General features: G+C 71.7%; 18 protein-coding genes and 1 pseudogene. 7 read left to right on the forward strand and 12 right to left on the reverse strand.

All coding sequences use genetic code 11. The annotated features are described in order from the left end of the window. Window positions 1-61 precede the first annotated feature (61 nt). Together hydA and KBY19_RS08885 are read left to right on the forward strand one after the other, a co-directional pair. Complete coding sequence (gene hydA / locus KBY19_RS08880) at window positions 62-1,465, forward strand: dihydropyrimidinase (protein ID WP_185018417.1); 1,404 nt, start codon at window positions 62-64, stop codon at window positions 1,463-1,465. A 25-nt stretch (window positions 1,466-1,490) separates the two neighbouring features. Further along, the gene (locus KBY19_RS08885; RefSeq protein WP_210965547.1) at window positions 1,491-2,501 is read left to right on the forward strand and encodes a TIGR03842 family LLM class F420-dependent oxidoreductase; all 1,011 of its coding nucleotides are present in this window, start codon (window positions 1,491-1,493) and stop codon (window positions 2,499-2,501) included. 5 nt (window positions 2,502-2,506) lie between these two features. Here the strand turns inward: KBY19_RS08885 and KBY19_RS08890 are convergent, their stop codons facing one another. Beyond that, window positions 2,507-2,812 (reverse strand): GNAT family N-acetyltransferase, encoded by a 306-nt coding sequence (locus tag KBY19_RS08890; RefSeq protein WP_099885041.1) that lies wholly within the window; start codon window positions 2,810-2,812, stop codon window positions 2,507-2,509. Window positions 2,813-2,844: 32 nt separating this feature from the next. Beyond that, window positions 2,845-3,447, reverse strand: coding sequence for a thioredoxin domain-containing protein (locus tag KBY19_RS08895; RefSeq protein ID WP_099885042.1), 603 nt, complete (start codon window positions 3,445-3,447; stop codon window positions 2,845-2,847). Window positions 3,448-3,631: 184 nt separating this feature from the next. On the opposite strand from KBY19_RS08895, the gene KBY19_RS08900 reads away from it, so the two are divergent. Then, the gene (locus KBY19_RS08900) at window positions 3,632-4,486 is read left to right on the forward strand and encodes an NAD(P)H-binding protein (protein WP_210965548.1); all 855 of its coding nucleotides are present in this window, start codon (window positions 3,632-3,634) and stop codon (window positions 4,484-4,486) included. 60 nt (window positions 4,487-4,546) lie between these two features. Here the strand turns inward: KBY19_RS08900 and KBY19_RS08905 are convergent, their stop codons facing one another. The 5 genes from KBY19_RS08905 to KBY19_RS08925 all read right to left on the reverse strand — a co-directional run bounded on the left by KBY19_RS08905 (window position 4,547) and on the right by KBY19_RS08925 (window position 10,270). Continuing rightward, window positions 4,547-7,006 (reverse strand): ABC transporter ATP-binding protein/permease, encoded by a 2,460-nt coding sequence (locus KBY19_RS08905; RefSeq protein WP_247690769.1) that lies wholly within the window; start codon window positions 7,004-7,006, stop codon window positions 4,547-4,549. A gap of 193 nt (window positions 7,007-7,199) precedes the next feature. Further along, window positions 7,200-8,255 (reverse strand): biotin/lipoate A/B protein ligase family protein, encoded by a 1,056-nt coding sequence (locus KBY19_RS08910; RefSeq protein ID WP_099885044.1) that lies wholly within the window; start codon window positions 8,253-8,255, stop codon window positions 7,200-7,202. 63 nt (window positions 8,256-8,318) lie between these two features. Further along, window positions 8,319-8,798 carry a hypothetical protein gene (locus KBY19_RS08915; protein WP_099885045.1) on the reverse strand — a complete coding sequence of 160 codons (480 nt, stop codon included), beginning with the start codon at window positions 8,796-8,798 and terminating at the stop codon, window positions 8,319-8,321. 43 nt (window positions 8,799-8,841) lie between these two features. Then, complete coding sequence (locus KBY19_RS08920; RefSeq protein WP_099885046.1) at window positions 8,842-9,381, reverse strand: hypothetical protein; 540 nt, start codon at window positions 9,379-9,381, stop codon at window positions 8,842-8,844. Between the two features lie 130 nt (window positions 9,382-9,511). Next, the gene (locus tag KBY19_RS08925; RefSeq protein ID WP_210965549.1) at window positions 9,512-10,270 is read right to left on the reverse strand and encodes an SDR family NAD(P)-dependent oxidoreductase; all 759 of its coding nucleotides are present in this window, start codon (window positions 10,268-10,270) and stop codon (window positions 9,512-9,514) included. 225 nt (window positions 10,271-10,495) lie between these two features. Between KBY19_RS08925 and KBY19_RS08930 the strand changes: the two genes are divergently transcribed. Further along, complete coding sequence (locus tag KBY19_RS08930; RefSeq protein WP_099885048.1) at window positions 10,496-11,188, forward strand: B3/4 domain-containing protein; 693 nt, start codon at window positions 10,496-10,498, stop codon at window positions 11,186-11,188. Between the two features lie 15 nt (window positions 11,189-11,203). On the opposite strand, the gene KBY19_RS08935 is transcribed toward KBY19_RS08930, so the two are convergent. Then, the gene (locus KBY19_RS08935) at window positions 11,204-11,959 is read right to left on the reverse strand and encodes a Sir2 family NAD-dependent protein deacetylase (protein ID WP_210955697.1); all 756 of its coding nucleotides are present in this window, start codon (window positions 11,957-11,959) and stop codon (window positions 11,204-11,206) included. Between the two features lie 81 nt (window positions 11,960-12,040). Here KBY19_RS08935 and KBY19_RS08940 point away from each other — a divergent pair. The 3 genes and pseudogenes from KBY19_RS08940 to KBY19_RS08950 all read left to right on the forward strand — a co-directional run bounded on the left by KBY19_RS08940 (window position 12,041) and on the right by KBY19_RS08950 (window position 15,614). Then, window positions 12,041-12,903 (forward strand): annotated as a pseudogene (locus tag KBY19_RS08940) (inositol monophosphatase). A gap of 35 nt (window positions 12,904-12,938) precedes the next feature. Further along, on the forward strand, window positions 12,939-14,369 hold the full coding sequence (locus tag KBY19_RS08945; RefSeq protein ID WP_210965550.1) for an NAD(P)/FAD-dependent oxidoreductase: 1,431 nt from the start codon (window positions 12,939-12,941) through the stop codon (window positions 14,367-14,369). Window positions 14,370-14,480: 111 nt separating this feature from the next. Further along, window positions 14,481-15,614, forward strand: a complete 1,134-nt coding sequence (locus KBY19_RS08950) for a glycerate kinase (RefSeq protein ID WP_180289795.1) — start codon at window positions 14,481-14,483, stop codon at window positions 15,612-15,614. A 116-nt stretch (window positions 15,615-15,730) separates the two neighbouring features. Here the strand turns inward: KBY19_RS08950 and KBY19_RS08955 are convergent, their stop codons facing one another. The 4 genes from KBY19_RS08955 to KBY19_RS08970 all read right to left on the reverse strand — a co-directional run bounded on the left by KBY19_RS08955 (window position 15,731) and on the right by KBY19_RS08970 (window position 19,232). Next, entirely contained in the window at window positions 15,731-16,645 is a 915-nt protein-coding gene (locus KBY19_RS08955) for a phosphatidylcholine/phosphatidylserine synthase (protein ID WP_099885052.1), read from the reverse strand. Further along, on the reverse strand, window positions 16,632-17,321 hold the full coding sequence (locus KBY19_RS08960) for a phosphatidylserine decarboxylase (protein ID WP_247690770.1): 690 nt from the start codon (window positions 17,319-17,321) through the stop codon (window positions 16,632-16,634). The genes KBY19_RS08955 and KBY19_RS08960 overlap by 14 nt, the downstream gene beginning before the upstream one ends. A gap of 170 nt (window positions 17,322-17,491) precedes the next feature. After that, a complete protein-coding gene (locus KBY19_RS08965; protein WP_099885054.1) occupies window positions 17,492-18,706 on the reverse strand; it encodes an acyl-CoA dehydrogenase family protein in 1,215 nt (404 codons plus the stop codon). A 1-nt stretch (window position 18,707) separates the two neighbouring features. After that, window positions 18,708-19,232, reverse strand: a complete 525-nt coding sequence (locus KBY19_RS08970; protein ID WP_099885055.1) for a MaoC family dehydratase — start codon at window positions 19,230-19,232, stop codon at window positions 18,708-18,710.

Genomic DNA, 19,232 nt, shown 5'->3' on the forward strand with positions numbered 1-19,232 from the left:
GTGGCTTGTCGCGCAGTTCCCCGCGCCCCTTCGGGCGCAGAGCACTCAGGAGGGCAACCGTATGACCCTGACGACCCTGATCAAGGGCGGCCTCGTCGTCACCGCCGCCGACGAGACGGAGGCCGACGTCCTCGTGGAGGACGGCCGTATCGCCGCCGTCGTCGCCCGCGACAGCACCGCCGCCGCGTCGCTGACCGCCGACCGCACCCTGGACGCCACCGACAGATACGTCATCCCGGGCGGCGTCGACGCGCACACCCATATGGACTTCCCGTTCGGCGGCACCTTCTCCAGCGACGACTTCGAGACCGGCACCCGGGCCGCCGCCTGGGGCGGCACCACGACCATCGTCGACTTCGCCGTGCAGACCAAGGGCCATGCGCTGCGCGAGGGGCTGGACCGGTGGCACGCCAAGGCCGACGGCCGGTGCGCCGTCGACTACGCCTTCCATATGATCCTCTCCGATGTGAACGAGGGCACCCTCAAGGAGATGGACGCCCTGGTTGAGGAGGGCGTCACCTCGTTCAAGATGTTCATGGCCTACCCGGGTGTCTTCTACAGCGACGACGGTCAGATCCTGCGCGCCATGCAGCGCACCGCCGCCAACGGCGGGCTGACGATGATGCACGCCGAGAACGGCATCGCCATCGACGTCCTGGTCGAACAGGCCCTCGCCGCGGGCCGCACGGACCCCCGCCACCACGGGGAGGTCCGCAAGGCGCTGCTGGAGGCCGAGGCCACGCACCGGGCCATCCAGCTGGCCCGGGTCGCCGGATCGCCGCTGTACGTCGTGCATGTCTCGGCGAGCGAAGCGGTCGAACAGTTGGCCGCCGCGCGCGGTATGGATCTGCCCGTCTTCGGCGAGACCTGCCCGCAGTACCTCTATCTGAGCACCGACAACCTCGCCGAGCCCGACTTCGGCGGCGCCAAGTACGTGTGCAGCACTCCGCTGCGCCCCCGCGAGCACCAGGCCGCGCTGTGGCGGGCGCTGCGCACCGACGACCTCCAGGTCGTCTCCACCGATCACTGCCCGTTCTGCTTCACCGGCCAGAAGGAGCTCGGCAGGGGGGACTTCTCCAAGATCCCCAACGGCATGCCCGGCGTGGAGCACCGGATGGACCTGCTGCATCAGGCCGTCGTGGACGGCCATCTCACCCGGCGCCGCTGGATCGATCTGGCCTGCACCACCCCGGCACGGATGTTCGGGCTCCACCCGAAGAAGGGCACCCTGGCCCCCGGAGCGGACGCGGACATCGTCATCTACGACCCGCGGGCCGAACAGACCCTCTCGGCCGAGACCCACCATATGAACGTCGACTACTCCGCCTACGAGGGAAAACGGCTCACCGGCCGCGTCGAGACCGTCCTCTCCCGGGGCGAGCCCGTCGTGGAACGGGGCAGCTACTCGGGCCGGGCGGGGCACGGCAGGTACGTCCCGCGCGGGATCTGCCAGCTTCTCAACTGAACACGGACTCGTAAGGGGTATGCCCATGGACTTCGGACTCGTCCTCCAGACGGATCCGCCCGGCGCCGCGACCGTCGCGCTGATGCGGCAGGCCGAGCGCAACGGTTTCCGGTACGGCTGGACGTTCGACTCACCGGTGCTGTGGCAGGAGCCGTACGTCCTCCACAGCCGCATCCTCGCCGAGACGGAACGGCTGGTCGTCGGGCCCATGGTCACCAACCCCGGCACCCGCTGCTGGGAGGTCACCGCCTCCACCTTCGCCACCTTGAACGAGATGTACGGCAACCGCACCGTGTGCGGTATCGGCCGCGGCGACTCGGCCATGCGCGTCGCCGGGCGCCCGCCCACCACCCTGGCCAGGCTGGGGGAGGCCCTTCGGACCATCCGCGACCTGGCCGAGGGCCGCGAGGCGGTGGTGGACGGCACCGCGTTGCGGCTGCCGTGGGTCCGTGACGGCCGGCTGCCGGTGTGGATGGCCGCCTACGGTCCCAAGGCGCTGGCGCTGGCCGGCCGGGAGGCGGACGGGTTCATCCTGCAGCTCGCCGACCCGATGCTGACCGCGTGGATGGTCGGCGCCGTCCGGGAGGCCGCGGTGCAGGCGGGCCGGGACCCGGCCGAGATCACCGTCTGCGTGGCCGCGCCCGCCTATGTGTGCGAGGACACCCCGGAAGCACTCGCGCACGCCCGGGAGCAGTGCCGCTGGTTCGGCGGCATGGTCGGCAACCACGTCGCCGACCTCGTCGCCCGGTACGGCGAGCGCTCCGAGGCGGTACCCGCGGCGCTCACCTCCTACATCAAGGAGCGCGACGGCTACGACTACGCGCACCACGGCCGGGCCGGCAACCCGGACACCGCGTTCGTGCCCGACGAGATCGTGGACCGGTTCTGTGTGCTGGGTCCCCCGCAGGCCCATGTCGACCGGCTCCGCGAGCTGTCCGGGCTCGGCGTGGACCAGTTCGCGCTGTACGCGATGCACGATGCGAGGGAGTACGCCGTCGACGCATACGGCTCCGAGATCCTCCCGGTGCTGGGTTAGGGGGATCACTCGCTCCGCTTCTCGTAGACCAGCGGCTGGTAGTCGGGGTGCCGGCGGATGTAGTTGGCGAAGAACGGGCACACCGGCGCCACCTTCTCGCCCGCCTCCTGCGCCGTCTCCAGGATGTGGTGCGAGAGGGCGCCGCCCACCCCCTGGCCCTCGTACTCGGGCTCGACCTCCGTGTGCGTCACCGCGATGACGCCGGGGGCGCGCAGATACTGCGCGATCCCCGCGAGGGAACCGCCGACCCGTGCCTCGTAGCGGCCCTCGGCGGCGTTGTCGGAGATCTCCGGTTGCTGCTCTCCGGCCATGCTGCTCCCTCGCTGTCGTCGGCTGCCGGCTGTCACTCGGTCGCGTCGTGGATCTGGGCGGTGAACTGCTCGGGCCGCACGGCCTGTCCTCCGCTGTCGAGCACGGCGACGGGCCGGCCCCGGAAGACCACCGTCGGGGTGGCCGAGATGTCGCTCGCGTCGAAGACGCGGCCGACCCGCTTCGCCCAGGCGTGGTACGCCCGCTCCAGCACCGCTTCGTCGAAGGTGTGGCGGCGCAGCCCCGGCACGTCGTTGGCCAGCCCGAGCAGCATCCGGTCCTCGGCGAACCCGTCGTGCCCCTCGTGCGGCTGGTTGCGGTAGAGCGTACGCAGATACGCCATGAACTGGGCCTGCCCCACGTCGGCCGCCGCCCCCAGTGCCGCCAGCGCGTGGTGCGAACCCTGCCCGCCCAGCTTGTCGTCCAGGAACGTGCCGAAGTGGAAGTGCAGTACGAACTCCCCGTCGTCGGCCAGCCGTTGCAGCGTGCCGCCCAGCGCGTTCTCCGCACGGGCGCAGTACGGGCAGCGCAGATCCAGGTAGAGGTCCAGCACGGGCGGCCCCGGCTCGGGCGCCTCGGGGTCGGCCCCGTAGACCACCGTCGTGCCGCCCTCGCCAGTCGTGTTCGCCGGGATCATGCGCCCAGCCTCGTCGCACCGGCCGGGCCCGGCAACGGGGGAGCGCCCATTCGGGGTGGCCGGGGCCGGGCGTGCGGAAGTTGACTTGAACTTCGCTTCAACTTGCAGGGTGGCGATCACACGGCACGAAACCCCCGGGACAGCGGCCGTGACCCGCAGCAGTACGCGACGAAGGAGCTCAGCCGTGATTCTGGTAACCGGAGCAACAGGCAAGGTCGGCAAGCATGTGGCGGCGCAGCTCGTGGCGGAGGGGGTTGCCGTACGCGCCCTCGTCCGCGACCCCGCGACCGCCGTACTGCCCGACGGCGTCGAGGCCGTACGCGGCGACCTCGCGGACCCCGCGAGCCTGACCGCGGCCCTCGCGGAGGAAGAGGTGGAGGGCGTCTTCCTCATCTGGCCGCTGGCCGGCCCGCGCGGCGGGGCCGAGGCCGTCGCCGCGCTCGCCGAGCACACCCGCCGCATCGTCTACCTGTCGGCCCGCGGTGTGCCGGACGACGAGACGGCTCAGCTCACCGAGGACATCTTCGGCACCCACGCGGCCCTGGAGCGGCTGATCCGCGCCTCCGTCGCCGAGTGGACCCTGCTGCGGCCCGGCGGCTTCGCCGGCAACACCCTGCTGTGGGCCCCGCAGATCAGGGCGGGCGGACCCGTGCGCACGGCTCACCCCCAGGCGGCCCGCACGCTGGTGCACGAGGCCGACATCGCCACCGCCGCCGTCCGCGCCCTGCTCACCGGCGATCTGGTGGGGGCGGCGCCCGAACTCACCGGCACCGAACTGCTCACCCAGGCCGAGCAGGTCACCGTCATCGGCGAGGTCCTCGGCCGCCACCTCGCCGTCGAGAAGCTCTCCCGCGGCCAGGCCCGCGACGATCTGCTGGCGGCGGGCCTGCCGCCCGCCTACGCGGACGGCATCCTCGACGCGCACGCCGAGATGGAGGCCCACCCGGAGACCGTCGCACCCGGAGCCTTGGAGCTGCTGGGCCGTCGGCCCCTCACCTACCGGCAGTGGGTGACGGACCACGTCGCCGACTTCCGGTGACCGGCCCGAAGTGAGGGGCCCGAGGTGACCGTCCGGGCGGCCTCCGGGCCGGACGAGTCGTCAGTTCGGCAGTGCCCGCAACCAGGTGGGCGGCTGGCTGTCGTCCCGTTCGGCCGGCTGCGGTGGCGGACCGCCCGCCTGGAGCTGCCACAGCTTGGCGTACTTGCCGCCGCTCTGCACCAGTTCGGTGTGGGTGCCGCGTTCGGCGACCACGCCGCCGCGTTCCAGAACATAGATGGTGTCGGCGTTGCGGATGGTGGAGAGCCGGTGGGCGATCACGATGAGGGTCCGCTTGTGCGCGAAGGCGTCGAGGCCGCGCTGGATGGCCGCCTCGGTCTCGTTGTCGACCGCGGAGGTGGCCTCGTCGAGGATCACGACAGGGGGGTTGGCCAGAATGGTGCGGGCGAGGGAGATGCGCTGCTTCTGGCCGCCCGACAGAGCGGCACCGCGTTCGCCGACCGGGGTGTCGTAGCCGTCGGGCAGGGAGTCGATGAAGGAGTCGGCCCCGGCCGCGCGGGCGGCCTCGGCGACGCGCCCCTGGTCGGCGTCGAAGGTGCCGTAGCGGATGTTCTCCGCGATCGTCCCGTCGAAGACGAACGGCTCCTGGGAGACGTAACCGATCGCGCCCCGCAGCTCGCGCAGGGACAGTTCGCGTACATCGACACCGTCGAGCAGCACCTGTCCCGACGCGGGGTGCCGGAAGCGCATCAGGAGCTTGGCGATGGTCGTCTTGCCCGCGCCGGTCGTGCCGACGATACCGGTGACCTGGCCCGGAGCGATGCGCATCGACAGCTCACGCAAGGCGGGCTCCCGCCCGGGATAGCCGAACGTCACCTTCCGCAGATCGAGCCCTCCGCGGACGCCCTCCGCGGGTAGCTCCCTGCTGCCCGCGGCGTCCTCCTTGGGCAGGCTCAGCAACCGCTCGACGCGCTCGAAGGCGGCGATGGAGCGGCGGTAGCCGTCCGTCATCTCCCCGAGCCGGTTGAGGCGCGAGAGGGCGATGGCGGGCATGTCCAGCAGGGGGGTGAAGCTCTCCAGCGCCAACTCGCCGCGCAGCACGGCGTTGCCGCCCAGCAGGATGGTGCCCGGCAGCGCGGCCAGGGCGCAGCCTCGCACCAGTTGGCCTTGCAGGGCGGAGCTGCGGTCGGTGCGGTGGTTCGCCGCTCCGTGCTCCGCGCTGAGTTCGGCGACGCGCTCGTCCTCGTACTCCTCGGTGCAAGCGGCCTTGACCATCACATTGGCCTGCAGGGTGTCCGTGAGCCGGGCGTTGAGCCGCGACCGGGCCGCGGCCGACTTCTCGCGGTCGTCCGCGGTGCGCTCGTGGAACCGGAAGGAGAGCCAGGCGACCACGGGGACGGGGGCGAAGGCGACCCAGGCCAGCTGCGGGGCCAGCAGCAGGTACGTGGGCGCGAGCACCGCGAAGCAGGTGGCCAGCTGCACCCCCTCGTGCATGGTGCGCCCGACGAAGTCGCCGAGCTGCCCGATGTCCTCGGTCAGTACCTGCGAGGTGCGGCTGGTGCGCTCACCCTCCAGATCGGCGGTCGACAGCCGCTGGACGTGCGCGAACGTGGCCGTGCGCCACTCGCCCTCGACCTGCTGGCCGAGCTTGTTCCAGCGGACGTTGGCGGCGTACGCCATACCGGTGGCGGCCACCGCCGCCAGCGCCGTGGCGCCCGCCAGCACCGGTAGTTGGGCGCCCAGACCGGCCAGCCCCATGCCCGACAGGGCCTCACTGCCACCTTGGACGAGGACCGCGATGGTGTAGGAGATGAGCGCGAACGCACCCATCTCCAGGGCCTGGGAGACCACCGAGAGCGCTGCCGCGAAGGCGAACTTGCGGCGGTGCGGGCCGATGAGCCGGGGCAGGAAGCCGCGCCGGGAGCGCGGTTCGGAGGTCTCGGCGGAGGCATCGACGACGGTGTCGCTCCCGGACGTGGCGGAGTTCGACCGCCGCCAGGACCGTCTGACGATCGCCGTCGTGGCCACGGTGACGACGCCGAGACTCACCCACGGCCGGGCCAGCACTTTCAACGTGTGCTTCCCCAAACCCAGCGCGAGGGCGACGGCCGCTCCGGCGCCGGCCACCGCGACGACGCCGGTACCGCTGCCGGACGCCTTCTGCCCGTCCTCGCCGAGAGGCCGTTGCCCGCTCGCGGCGCCGCCCGCTCGCCGCTGCGCCGAGTGGGGCGCCTGCCGGGGCGCGGGGCCGGGGGAGTGGGCGACCCTGGTGCGGAGCTGCGACACCGCCCGGCCCAGCAGCCGTGCCACTTCCCGCGCGTCCAGGCTCGCGTCGTGGAAGACCAGCACCCGGCCGGTGACCGCGCTGGCCTCCGCCTGCGTGATACCCGGCGTCGCCCGGAGGGAGGACTCCAGCAGCTGGGCCAGGTTGGGCCGACCGCGTACGGCCGTCACCTCCCAGCGCTGCCGACCCGGCAGTACCGAACGGGGGCGGACGGGGGCATCGGCGAGACGGCTGAAGGACGGTGCGCTCGCCGCGGGCGGGCCCATCAGAAGTGTCATGTACGCAAATCCACCAGAGTGCGGAACCGGCGTCCGCTGGGCGTGGCTGAACAGGACGTAGACAATCAGGCAACAATGGTCATACGGGCCACATCGGCCATAGGGGCAACAACGGTCATGGGGACTCTAGAGGTTGGCTCCGGCGGCCAGCCAGAGCAGGACCCGCTGGTTCACCCTTCCGGGTAAGCGGGGACTAGGGCACCCGTGCGGTCCACGCCTCGCTGCTGTACTTGGACAGCGCCAGCTCCTCGGCGCGTGCCATCTCCTGCGTGGTCACCCGGCCCTCGGCCAGGCCGTAACGGGTGCGGAAGGAGCCGATCATGCGATCGATGACCTCGTCGCGGGGCAGACCGGTCTGCCGGCGCAGCGGGTCGACGCGCTTCTTGGCGCTTCTGGTGCCCTTGTCGGACATCTTCTCCTTGCCGATGCGCAGCACGTCGAGCATCTTCTCGGCGTCGATGTTGTACGACATCGTCACGTGGTGCAGCACGGCCCCGCCACCGGTGGCGAGCCGCTTCTGGGCGGCGCCGGCGATCTTGCCCTCCTTGGAGGCGATGTCGTTCAGCGGCATGTACCAGGCCTTGATGCCCATGTCCCCGAGCGCGTTGAGCACCCAGTCGTCGAGATAGGCGTAGGACTCGGCGAACGACAGACCCGAGACGAGGGAGGCAGGCACCGAGAGGGAATAGGTGATGGTGTTCTCGGCCTCCACGAACATGGCACCGCCGCCGGAGATCCGGCGTACGACGGTGACCCCGTGCCGGGCCGCGCCTTCGGGGTCCACCTCGTTGCGCAGCGACTGGAAGCTGCCGATGATGACGGCAGGGGAGTCCCACTCCCAGACCCGCAGGGTCGGCGAGCGGCGGCCGGCGGCCACCTCGCTCGTCAGCACCTCGTCGAGCGCCATGTGGAGGGCGGGCGACTGCGGCGGCTCATGGATGAGCTGCCAGTCGTAGTCGGTCCACTCGGTGGCCCGGGTCAGCGCACGGCGCACACACACCGCGATCCCCTCGGCCGTGAGGCCGTACATCGTGGTGCCCTCCGGCAGCGCCGCCTCGATGCGGGCGGTGAGCCCGGCGGTGTCGGTGTCGGAGGGGGCGCCCTCGAGGGCCTGGTCGATGGCGCCGAGCGCCTCGTCGGGTTCGAGGAAGAAGTCGCCGGCGACGCGGACGTTGCGCAGCACCCCGTCCCGGTCGTCCAGATCGACCACCACCAGCTTGCCGCCGGGGATCTTGTACTCGCCGTGCATCGGCTGACCGCCTGCCTCACTGTCCGTTCCGGCGGGACCCGCGCTGGTGGTCCCGGCCGGTGTTCAGCCTACGTCCGTGACCAGCCGGCGCGATCGTCGCGTATGGCCGATCAGCAAGAAGGCGGACATCACCAGCGTGACGGCCTGGGCGACGACGGCGAGCCGCTTGTCGTCGAACCAGACCGGCTCGTACATGTCGGGGAACGGCCCCAGCTCTCCCACGTCGACGTAGGTGTAGATCAGCAGCAGCGCCAGCCCGCCCGCGGCGACCAGTGAGGCGAACGCGTCCGAGACGGTGCGCCACCACACCAGCACCAGCAGCCCCGCCAGCGCCGCCACTGCGGCCTCGATCCGGAACAGATCCCCCTGACTGATGCCCGCGCTCACCCTGTCGTACTGGTCGGCGAGGGTGGCGTGGACATAGGCGACCACACCGAGCCCGCCGGCGGACAGCGCACGGGCGCCGCCTTGCACGATGCGGTACGCCTGCCCGTGGGCCGCGGGTGGCGGAGCGCGGTGGGGGGTGGGGGTGTTCGCGGTCATCGCCTCTCCTGCCGTCCGGATGTGGGAACACCGGCTCTGGGAGTCAGTAGCCGCCGTCGGTCTGCTTCGGCTTCTTGGAGGGCTTCTTCCCCTTCTCCTCGCGGGTGATCTTCTTGCCGGAGGGGTCGAGGACGAACCACTCGGCGCCGAACTGGTCGAGCCCCTGGCCCTCGGTGTCACCCGGCTTCTCGTCGCCCGCGTAGCGGTAGAGGGGATGGCCGTCGTAGGTGACCTGCCGCTCGCCGCCCTCCCGCTCGCCGGTGCCCAGCAGTTCGCTCCTGGCGCCCGCACCCGCCTCGGGCTCGGCCTTGCCCTTGACGACGACGGGGGGCCACGCCTGCGCGCAACCCCCCTCGCACGTCGATCGGCTCGACTTGTCCGCCTCGAAGAGATAGAGCGTCCGGCCGGTGCCGTCGACCAGGATCCTGCCCAGGTCGCTGGAGCGCACCTGGACCGTCCCCTCCTTCTTCGTGGGCGACGGGGAGGACGAGCCGCCGCCGTCGCCGTCCGAGCAGCCGCTGAGGCCGGCGGCCCACAGCACCGCGGCTGCGGCGCACACGGCTGTCCAGGTGGTGTTCCTCATGCGCTCCTCCGGCTCGGCTCTCCCCGGCCCGGGGATGGCTGGGGAGCGGCCGCGGGACCAGAGCACCATGCGCCCGGGGGCGCCGCCACTCGGCGGGGGCCGTCCTGCGTACCCGGCCCGCCGACGCGGGTCAGGCCGCGAAGCCGCCGTCCACCGCGAGCAGGGCGCCGGTGACGTACCGGGCGCCGTCGCCGACGAGATGCGCCACCGAGTCGGCGATCTCCTCCGGCGTTCCGTACCGGCCCAGCATCGTCAGAGCCGCCTGGGCCGAGGCTCCTGCCCCGTCGGCCGGGTTCAAATCGGTGTCGATCGGGCCCGGAGAGATCTGGTTGACGGTGATCCCGCGCGGGGCCAGCTCCCGGGCCAGCCCCTTGGTGAGCCCGGTGACGGCCGCCTTGCTCATGGCGTAGAGCGTCATCCCGGGGAAGGGCACCCGCGCCGAGACACAGCTGCCGATGTTGACGATCCGGCCGCCGTCCGCGAGCCGCGCGGCCGCGGCCTGCGCCATCAGATAGGCACCGCGCACGTTGGCCGCCAGCACCCGGTCCACCTCCGCCGGCTCCACCGAGTCGAGCTCTCCCTGGGCGCCGGTGCCCGCGTTGTTGACGAGGATGTCCAGCCGTCCGAACTGCTCCGCCGCCCCGTCCACGGCGGCCCGGACGGATTCCACGTCGGCCAGTGCGGCGCGTGCGGTCCACGCCCGGCCCCCGCGCTCCTTGATCTGCTCGGCCACCTCGCGGGCGGACGCGGCGTTCGACTCGTAGGTCAGGGCCACATCGGCGCCCTCCGCCGCCAGCCGCAGGGCGACGGCCGCGCCGATGCCCCGACTGCCCCCGGTCACAAGTGCCGCCTTGCCGCTCAGCGGCTTGCTGATGGTGTCGCTGCGCATGGTCTCCGCCCGCCTGTCCGTCGTCGTCCTGGCCGTCGTTCCGGTTGTTCCGGTTGTTGCGGTCGTCTCGGTTGTTGGGGTTGTTCGGGTCGTTCGGGTTGACATGACTCGATCCTCGGGCGGGGCGGGCGGCGGCGCTGGCGCTATTCGGACCGCACATTCTCGGTTTTCTGTGCTGCACTTCCTGGTACGGTTCAGTGAACCAACACGGGAGTGAAACGCACCATGGACACGACCGAGGAGTGGCTGGACGCCGCCTCCATCGACCCGTCGGTGGGCGCTCTGCGTCCCGACTACCGGGCCCTGCTCATCGTCGCCGAGGGCCTGCGCCCCGGACCCGGGGACGCCTTCAGCGAGGAGCTGTTGGCGGAGGCCGAGGCGAAGGCCTGCGACCCCGAACAGCACCCGCACGTCGCCGCGTGGCGGGAGGCGTTCCGCGCCTTCGGCGCGAAGCCCAAACGGACCCGCCCCAGCGTCGACGCGCTGCTGCGGCGCGCCCCCGAGGGGCTGCCGCGCGTCGACAGGCTGACCGACATCTACAACGCGGTCTCCGTCGCGCACGTCGTCCCGCTCGGCGGCGAGGACCTCGACCACTACGTCGGCCCGCTGCGGCTCACCCGCGCCGAGGGCACGGAGCCGTTCGCGCTGATGTCCGGCGGCGAGCCGGTGACGGAGAACCCGCGGGCGGGAGAGGTGATCTGGCGCGACGACGAAGGCGTCACCTGCCGCCGCTGGAACTGGCGCCAGTGCGTACGCACCCGGCTGACGACCGGGACCACCCGCGCGGTCTTCATCCTCGACGCCCTCGAAGCCATGGACGACACCGCGCTGGAGGCGGCGGGCCGCGCCCTCACCGAAGCCCTGCGGACCAGCAGCCCCGGCGCGACGACGGCCTCCCGCCTGCTGCGGGCCGCCTGACGCCCACCACCGCCCTTACGGCGGAGCGGAACTGCCCGGCTGCAGCTCGGCGAGCAACCGGGGAAGGGCCCGCCCGATCGGGTCCCGCACCACTTCGTCGGCGATCGGGTCGTACGGCGTCGGCTCGGCGTTCACGATGACGAGCCGGGCCCCGTGCTCGGCCGCCAGCCCGGCGAGGGAGGCGGCGGGCTGCACCTGGAGGCTGGTGCCCACGGCGAGGAAGACGTCGCACGCCTTGGCCACCGCCACGGCCTCGGCCAGCACTTCGCCGTCGAGCTGCTGCCCGAACATCACGGTGGCGGACTTGAGGACGCCCCCGCACGCCTCGCACGCGGGGTCGGGCTCACCCGCCGCCACCCGGGCCAGCGCCTGTTCCATCGTCGAACGCGCCCCGCACTCCGTGCACAGCACCGTGCGGGCGTTCCCGTGCAGCTCCAGCACCTTCCGCCCGGGGACACCCGCGGCCTGGTGCAGCCCGTCGACGTTCTGCGTGATGACCCGCACCGGGGTGCCCGCGCGCTCCAGCCGCGCGATCGCCTCGTGCGCCGCGTTGGGGACGGCCTTCCAGACGGGGCTCTCGCCGCGCATCCGCCACGAGCGGCGGCGGATGTCGGGGTCCGCCATGTAGTACGCGTAGGTGACCAGCTTCTCGGCCTCCGGATCCTTGCGCCAGACACCCTGCGGGCCCCGGTAGTCCGGGATACCGGAGTCCGTGGAGATCCCCGCCCCGGTCAGGATCGCCACCAGCGGAGCGCTGTCCCGTTCAGCCATGGGACCAGCCTAGTTCTCCACCTGGCCGAGGCGGCCGGCGCGGCCGCGTGCTTCCATGGGGACGTGATCGACGACGAGTTGATGACAGCGGTGGAACAGGCGGTCCGCGAGGCCGTGGACACTCAGGTCGTGCCGCGCTGGCGGCGGCTCGCCGAGCACGAGGTCGAAACCAAGACCGGCAGCCACGACCTGGTCACCGTCGCCGACCAGCGCGCCGAACAGCAACTGTCCGAGGCGCTGCGCCGGTTGCTGCCCGGCTCCGCCGTCGTCGGCGAGGGGACCGTGCACGCCCACCCGGCGTCCCCCGCGGCGCTCACCGGCCCCGACCCGGTATGGATCATCGACCCCATCGACGGCACCCTCCCCCAGCCTTCGGCCGGGCGGTGCCCCCAGTCGTGGCGGGGGACGAGGGCTTCTGCACCATGGTCGCCCTCGCCCACCACGGTGAGACCCTCGCCGGGTGGATCCTGGCCCCGGCGCTCGACAGGACGGCCACGGCGCGGCGCGGGGGCGGCGCGTTCCTCAACGGTGAGCCGCTGCCGGCAGGTTCACCCGCGGCGGGTGCCACGCTGCACGTCGCCGTCTCGCACCCGGACTACACGGACGCCTCCCACGAGCGCGCGCTGCGCGGGCTGCGTACGGACGGCGTGGACGTACGGCCCATCGGGTCCGCGGGGCTCGAATACCTCGCCATCGCCCAAGGGCGGCTGGACGCCGTCGCCTACACCTGGGAGTCGGCCTGGGACCACGCCGCCGGGCTCCTGATGGTGGCCGAGGCGGGCGGCGCAGGCTGCACCGTCGAGGAGGTCCCGTTCCGCCTGGCGGGAGGCAACGCGCTGCCGTTCACCGCCGCGCGTGACGCGGACACGACCCGGCGTATGGTGGGGCTGCTGCGCAACGGAAGCGACGACAGCGACGACAGTCACCGGAGCCGGCCCGCCTGACCCGGGCCGGGCGGGCCGGGCGAGGGGAGCCGCAAGTGCCATCGATCAGGGACGCGGTGGTCGTGGGGGCCGGCCCCAACGGACTGACGGCAGCCGTGGAGCTGGCCCGGCGCGGCTTCGAGGTCGAGCTGTTCGAGGCCCGCGAGACCGTGGGCGGTGGCGCCCGTACCGAGGAGTTGACGCTTCCGGGCTTCCGGCACGACCCCTGCTCCGCCGTCCATCCCACCGGCGCCGTGTCCCCCGCCTTCCGCGCCATGCCGCTGGAGCGGTACGGACTGGAGTGGCTGCACCCCGAACTCCCCCTCGCGCACCCCTTCCCCGATGGCAGCGCGGCCGTGCTGGCCCGCTCGGTCGGTGAGACGGCGGCCTCCCTCGGGCCGCGGGACGCGGGGGCCTACCGTCGTCTGGTCGGACCGTATCTGCGCCGCTGGGAGACGCTCGCCGAGGACTTCTTCGGCTACGGCTCCGCCCTCAACGGGCGCTTCCCCACCGACCCGGTGCAGCTCGTCCGGTTCGGTCTGACCGGTCTGCAGCCGGTCACCTGGTCCAAGGCCCGCTTCCGCGACGAGAAGGCCCGCGCGCTGCTCGCCGGTATGGCGGGGCACGTCATCGCACCGATGAACAACCCGTTCATGACGGCTCCGGCCCTCGTCTTCGCGCTCGCCGGGCACGTCGTCGGCTGGCCGGTACCGCGCGGCGGCTCGCAGGCCATCTCCGACGCGCTGGCCGGATATCTGCGGGAGCTGGGCGGCACGATCCACACCGGCACCGAGGTCAAACGCCTGGACGAACTCCCGCCCGCCCGCGCCTACGTCTTCGACACCTCGCCGACCGCGCTGGCCCGTATCGCCGGGCTGGGCAGCGCCTACGACAGCGTCCGCTACGGCGCCAGCCTCTTCAAGATCGACTACGCGTTGGACGGTCCCGTCCCGTGGACCTCCCACGACGCGGCCCGCGCCGGAACGGTGCACGTCGGCCCCACCCTGGACGACATCGACACCGCGATGCGGGACGCTGTCGTACGCGGCCGGGCCCCTCAGCGGCCCTTCCTGATCACCTCCCAGCCCAGCCTCGTCGACCCCTCCCGCGCCCCCGAGGGCAAACACGTCTTCTGGGCCTACGGCCATCTGCCCAACGGCTGGGAGGGCGACGCCACCGAGGCGGTGGAGGGCCAGATCGAACGCTTCGCGCCCGGTTTCCGCGACCGGGTGCTGGCCCGCGCGACCGCGGGGCCGCCGCAGCTCGCCGCGCGCAACGCCAACTACGTGGGCGGCGACATCGCCTGCGGCTCGGCCGCCGGGCTGCGGCTGCTGATCCGGCCCAAGCTCAAGCGCGTCCCGTACGAGACCGCACATCCGTCCGTCTATCTGTGCTCCTCCGCCGCCCCGCCCGGTCCCGGCGTGCACGGCATGGCGGGCCACCACGCGGCTCGGGCCGTCTGGCGCCGCCTCCGCCGCACACGGTGAGGCACCGCGCCGCCCGAGGTGGTGGCCCATGGTCGAGGGAGGCGTCGGAAAGATAGGGTCCCCAAGGCGCGACTGCCTGTTCGACCAACAGAGAGACCCAGGGGCAGAACCATGACAACGACGGCCCGGACCGCACCGGCGCGCGTGCTGATCGCCGCGGACAAGTTCAAGGGATCGCTGACGGCCGTCGAGGTCGCAGAGCGTCTCACGGTGGGAATCCGGAAAGCGCGCCCCGAGGCGGACGTGGAGGCCCTGCCGGTGGCGGACGGCGGCGACGGCACCGTCGCGGCGGCCGTCGCCAACGGCTTCACCCGCCACGAGGTGGAGGTGACCGGGCCCCTCGGCGCCCCCGTCACGGCCGCCTTCGCACTGCGCGAGGGCACCGCCGTGGTGGAGATGGCCGAGGCGTCCGGCCTGCAGCATCTGCCGCCCGGGGTCTTCGTACCGCTCACAGCCACCACCTACGGCGCCGGAGAGCTGCTGCTGGCCGCCGTCGAGGCGGGGGCGCACACCATCATCTTCGGGGTCGGCGGCTCGGCCACCACCGACGGCGGCGCCGGCATGCTCGACGCGCTGGGCGCCCGGCTGCTGGACCGGGACGGCGACTCCATCCCGTGGGGCGGCGGCGGGCTGCGCGAGCTGGTCTCCGCCGACCTGTCCGAGATGGATCCCCGGCTCAAGAACGTCGAGGTGGTGCTCGCCAGCGACGTCGACAACCCGCTGACCGGGCCCAAGGGCGCCGCTGCCGTCTACGGCCCGCAGAAGGGCGCCGCCGACGAGGACGTGCAGCTGCTGGACGCCGCCCTCACCCACTTCGCCGAGGTCCTCGGCGAGCAGGAGGCCGCCGCCTCGCCCGGCGCGGGCGCCGCGGGCGGCATCGGCTTCGGTGCCCTCGTCGGGTTGCGCGCCCGGTTCCGGCCCGGCATCGAGATCCTGATGGAGGAGCTGGGCGTGGAGGCCGCCATCGGCCGGGCCACCCTCGTGGTCACGGGGGAGGGGTCGCTGGACGAGCAGACCCTGCACGGGAAGGCCCCGGCGGGCGTCGCGGCGGCAGCGCGGCGCGCCGGTAAGCCGGTGGTGGCCGTCTGCGGGCGGCTCGCCATCGGGAAGAAGGATCTGCAGGCCGCCGGCATCGAGAAGGCCTATGCGCTCACCGACATCGAGGCCGACGTCGAGCGCTGCATCGCGGAGGCGGGTCCGCTGCTGGAGACGCTCGCCGAGCGCCTCGCCGCCGACCGGCTGTAGCCGCGCCGGACCCCGCCCCGTACCCGGAGCACAAGACCCCGCCTCGTACCCTGAGCGACAAGAGGGGCCCACCGCAGTGCGGCGGGCCCCTCTTCGTGGAGCGTACGGAGCGTCGGTCAGCCCTGGGCGGCGGCCCGTGCCTCGCGGCGGTTGTCGCGGAACGCGTTCACCCGGCGTGCCGTGGCGAACAGCGGAATCACCGCGCCGAGGACGACCTGGAGGGCGCAGCCGGTCTGGAGCAGCAGCTCGCCCCCGGGGGCGTCGAAGGCCCAGGAGGCGAGGAGCCCCATGCTGAGCGCGATCCAGCACAGCATCGCCACGGCCAGCCGGCCTCGCGGCTTCGGGTACTCCACGCGGCTGACCATCAGCCATGCGACGCCGAGGATGCCGAGCGCGGTCGGCAGGAAGGGCAGCTCCAGCAGCACGATGGAGATGACGGTCAAGGCGCCGAAGGGTCCTGGCATGCCCTGGAACATTCCGTTCCGCATCGGCACGCAGGAGAACCGCGCAAGCCGTAGCACCACCGCCAGGAGGACCACCACGGCGGCGACCACGGAGATCCGCTGGTGTGCGTCGTTGGCGACCATGCCCCAGACGGCCACGAAGTAGGCGGGCGCCAGTCCGAAGCTGATGAGGTCGGAGAGGTTGTCCAGCTCGGCGCCCATGGCCGAGCTGCGCAGCTTGCGTGCGACCAGCCCGTCGAACAGGTCGAAGACGGCGGCCATCAGCATCAGCACCACGGCGGTGGCGGCGCTGTGCCGGGCCATCCCGCCGTCCTCGCTGCCGGTCAGATGCGGGATGAGGACGCCGGTGGTGGTGAAGTACACCGCCATGAAGCCACAGGTGGCGTTGCCCAGCGTGAGGGTGTCCGCGATCGACAGCCGGGTCGACAGCGGCATCTCGTCGTCGGCGTCGTCCGCGTAGTCGTCGTCCGCGTACTCGGCGTATCCGGCGAAGTCGTCCTCCCGGTCGGTGGACCGCTCCGCCGCGGGAACCCAGGCGGCCTGGGCGTCGGGATCAATCACGGTCAAGGCGAGTCACCCCCGCTGTCGTGGTCTGACCGACCTCCACGGCCGTCTCGACGCCCTCGGGGAGGTAGAGGTCCACCCGGGAGCCGAACCTGATCAGCCCGAGGCGCTCGCCCTGCTCGACCTTGGCACCACTGGGCACGTACGGCACGATCCGCCGGGCCACGGCACCGGCGATCTGGACCATCTCGATATCGCCCAGCTCCGTGTCGAAGTGCCAGACGACGCGCTCGTTGTTCTCGCTCTCCTTGTTGAACGCGGGAACGTAGCCGCCGGGGATGTGCTCGACGGACGTCACCGTGCCCGCGAGCGGGGCGCGGTTGACATGGACGTTCAGCGGGCTCATGAAGATGGCGACGCGGGTACGGCCGTCCTGCCACGGCATGATGCTCTGCACCACGCCGTCAGCCGGGGAGATCACCCGGCCCTGGCCGATTTCCCGCTCCGGGTCCCGGAAGAACCACAGCATCCCGGCGGCGAGCGCCGTCGCGGGTACGGCGACCAGTGCGGCGCGCTTCGACCTGCGGGCGCGTGCCAGGCTGAGAGCCGCCGTCGCGACGGTCGGGACGAGCCACGGCGAGGCTCCGCGTGCCAGGCGCACCCGGGGTGTACCGGGCGTGCCGTGGTCGGTGCCGGACGAGGGAGAGCCGCTGGGTGCTGTGGATGGGCTGTGGGGCATGAATGACCTTCGTAGCGGAGGGAGCCGCGTAGGTGACAGGGGGACGGCGGCTTTCCCGGGATGCTATCGGTTTCTGATGGCAACTGGGCAAGCCAGCGGGCCAGTCAGTGACCGAAGTCCCGGTCCGGGGTGCGCCTTGAAATTTCAAGAAAACACCCCGAAACGGTCATTCAGCCCTGGCTGCGGTACTCCTCCAGGAGCCGCCGGCCCACGATCATTTTCTGGATCTCTGCGGTTCCTTCGCCGATCAGCAGCATCGGCGCCTCCCGGTAGAGCCGCTCGATCTCGTACTCCTTGCTGAAACCGTACCCGCCGTGGATGCGGAAGGCGTCCTCCACGACCTCCTTGCAGTACTCGGAGGCGAGATATTTCGCCATTCCCGCCTCCAGGTCATTGCGTTGGCCGGAGTCCTTCTTGCGGGCGGCACCCACCATCAGGGCGTGTGCTGCCTCGACCTTCGTGGCCATTTCGGCCAGCTTGAACTGAATGGCCTGATGCCCCGCTATGGGCTTGCCAAACGTGTGACGCTGCTGTGCGTAGTCGATACCGAGCTCGAACGCACGCTGCGCGACCCCGCAGCCACGTGCCGCGACATTCACCCGGCCGACCTCGACCCCGTCCATCATCTGGTAGAAACCGCGCCCGGTCGCGCCGCCGAGCACCCGGTCGGCCGGAATCCGCAGGTCGTCCATGATCAGCTCGGTGGTGTCGACGCCCTTGTAGCCCATTTTGTCGATCTTGCCGGGGATGGTGAGCCCGGCCCTGACCTGGCCGAAACCAGGCTCCTTCTCCACCAGGAACGTCGTCATCGACTTGTGCGGAGGCGTGCCGTCGGGATGCCCCTCGTCCGTGCGGCACAGCACCGCGACGAGCGTGGAGGAGCCGCCGTTGGTCAGCCACATCTTCTGCCCGTTGAGCAGGAAGTCACCGCTGCCGTCCGGAGCGGGGACGCCCTTGGAGGTGATGGCCGACACGTCCGAGCCCAGGCCCGGTTCGGACATCGAGAAGGCGCCGCGGACCTCGCCCGTGGCCATCTTCGGCAGGAAGTGGTCCTTCTGCTCCTGCGTGCCGTGCTGCTTGAGCATGTACGCCACGATGAAGTGCGTGTTGATGATGCCGGAGACGCTCATCCAGCCGCGTGCGATCTCCTCCACGCACAGCGCGTAGGTGAGCAGCGACTCGCCCAGCCCGCCGTACTCCTCGGGAATCATCAGGCCGAAGATGCCCAGTTCCTTCAGGCCCTCGACGATCTCGCTGGGGTACTCGTCCTTGTGCTCCAGCTCCGTGGCGACCGGCAGGATCTCCTTGTCGACGAAGCTGCGCACCGTCGAGAGGATCTCCTGCTGTATCTCCGTCAGACCCTCGGTCTGCGCCAGCCGTCCCATCTCACCTACCGCCCTTCGGCGCCGGCTCGCGCAGTTCGGGGCGGCCCGGCTGCTCACCGCCGCGCTCCTTGACGTAGGTCTCGGTCGGCACCATCACCTTGCGCCGGAAGACGCACACCAGGGTGCCGTCCTGCTTGTAGCCCTTGGTCTCGACGTGCACGATCCCGCGGTCGCTCTTCGACTTCGACGGGGTCTTGTCCAGCACCGTCGTCTCGCCGTAGACGGTGTCGCCGTGGAAGGTCGGCGCCACGTGCTTGAGCGACTCGATCTCCAGGTTGGCGATGGCCTTCCCCGACACGTCCGGCACCGACATGCCCAGCAGCAGCGAGTAGATGTAGTTGCCCACCACCACGTTCTTGCCGAAGTCGGTCGTCGACCCGGCGTAGTTGCTGTCCAGGTGCAGCGGGTGGTGGTTCATGGTGAGCAGACAGAACAGGTGGTCGTCGTACTCGGTGACCGTCTTGCCCGGCCAGTGCTTGTAGGTCTCGCCGACGGTGAACTCTTCAAAGGTGCGTCCGAACTGCAT

It is taken from the genome of Streptomyces sp. B15 (genome assembly GCF_018070605.1).
GTDB lineage: Bacteria > Actinomycetota > Actinomycetes > Streptomycetales > Streptomycetaceae > Streptomyces > Streptomyces smyrnaeus.

What these genes read in the sequence shown, in the direction of transcription:
- hydA (WP_185018417.1), top strand. Translation starts at nt 62, where the DNA reads ATGACCCTGACGACCCTGATCAAGGGCGGCCTCGTCGTCACCGCCGCC.
- KBY19_RS08885 (WP_210965547.1), top strand. Translation starts at nt 1,491, where the DNA reads ATGGACTTCGGACTCGTCCTCCAGACGGATCCGCCCGGCGCCGCGACC.
- KBY19_RS08890 (WP_099885041.1), bottom strand. Translation starts at nt 2,812, where the DNA reads ATGGCCGGAGAGCAGCAACCGGAGATCTCCGACAACGCCGCCGAGGGC.
- KBY19_RS08895 (WP_099885042.1), bottom strand. Translation starts at nt 3,447, where the DNA reads ATGATCCCGGCGAACACGACTGGCGAGGGCGGCACGACGGTGGTCTAC.
- KBY19_RS08905 (WP_247690769.1), bottom strand. Translation starts at nt 7,006, where the DNA reads ATGACACTTCTGATGGGCCCGCCCGCGGCGAGCGCACCGTCCTTCAGC.
- KBY19_RS08910 (WP_099885044.1), bottom strand. Translation starts at nt 8,255, where the DNA reads ATGCACGGCGAGTACAAGATCCCCGGCGGCAAGCTGGTGGTGGTCGAT.
- KBY19_RS08915 (WP_099885045.1), bottom strand. Translation starts at nt 8,798, where the DNA reads ATGACCGCGAACACCCCCACCCCCCACCGCGCTCCGCCACCCGCGGCC.
- KBY19_RS08920 (WP_099885046.1), bottom strand. Translation starts at nt 9,381, where the DNA reads ATGAGGAACACCACCTGGACAGCCGTGTGCGCCGCAGCCGCGGTGCTG.
- KBY19_RS08925 (WP_210965549.1), bottom strand. Translation starts at nt 10,270, where the DNA reads ATGCGCAGCGACACCATCAGCAAGCCGCTGAGCGGCAAGGCGGCACTT.
- KBY19_RS08930 (WP_099885048.1), top strand. Translation starts at nt 10,496, where the DNA reads ATGGACACGACCGAGGAGTGGCTGGACGCCGCCTCCATCGACCCGTCG.
- KBY19_RS08935 (WP_210955697.1), bottom strand. Translation starts at nt 11,959, where the DNA reads ATGGCTGAACGGGACAGCGCTCCGCTGGTGGCGATCCTGACCGGGGCG.
- KBY19_RS08950 (WP_180289795.1), top strand. Translation starts at nt 14,481, where the DNA reads ATGACAACGACGGCCCGGACCGCACCGGCGCGCGTGCTGATCGCCGCG.
- KBY19_RS08960 (WP_247690770.1), bottom strand. Translation starts at nt 17,321, where the DNA reads ATGCCCCACAGCCCATCCACAGCACCCAGCGGCTCTCCCTCGTCCGGC.
- KBY19_RS08965 (WP_099885054.1), bottom strand. Translation starts at nt 18,706, where the DNA reads ATGGGACGGCTGGCGCAGACCGAGGGTCTGACGGAGATACAGCAGGAG.
- KBY19_RS08970 (WP_099885055.1), bottom strand. Translation starts at nt 19,232, where the DNA reads ATGCAGTTCGGACGCACCTTTGAAGAGTTCACCGTCGGCGAGACCTAC.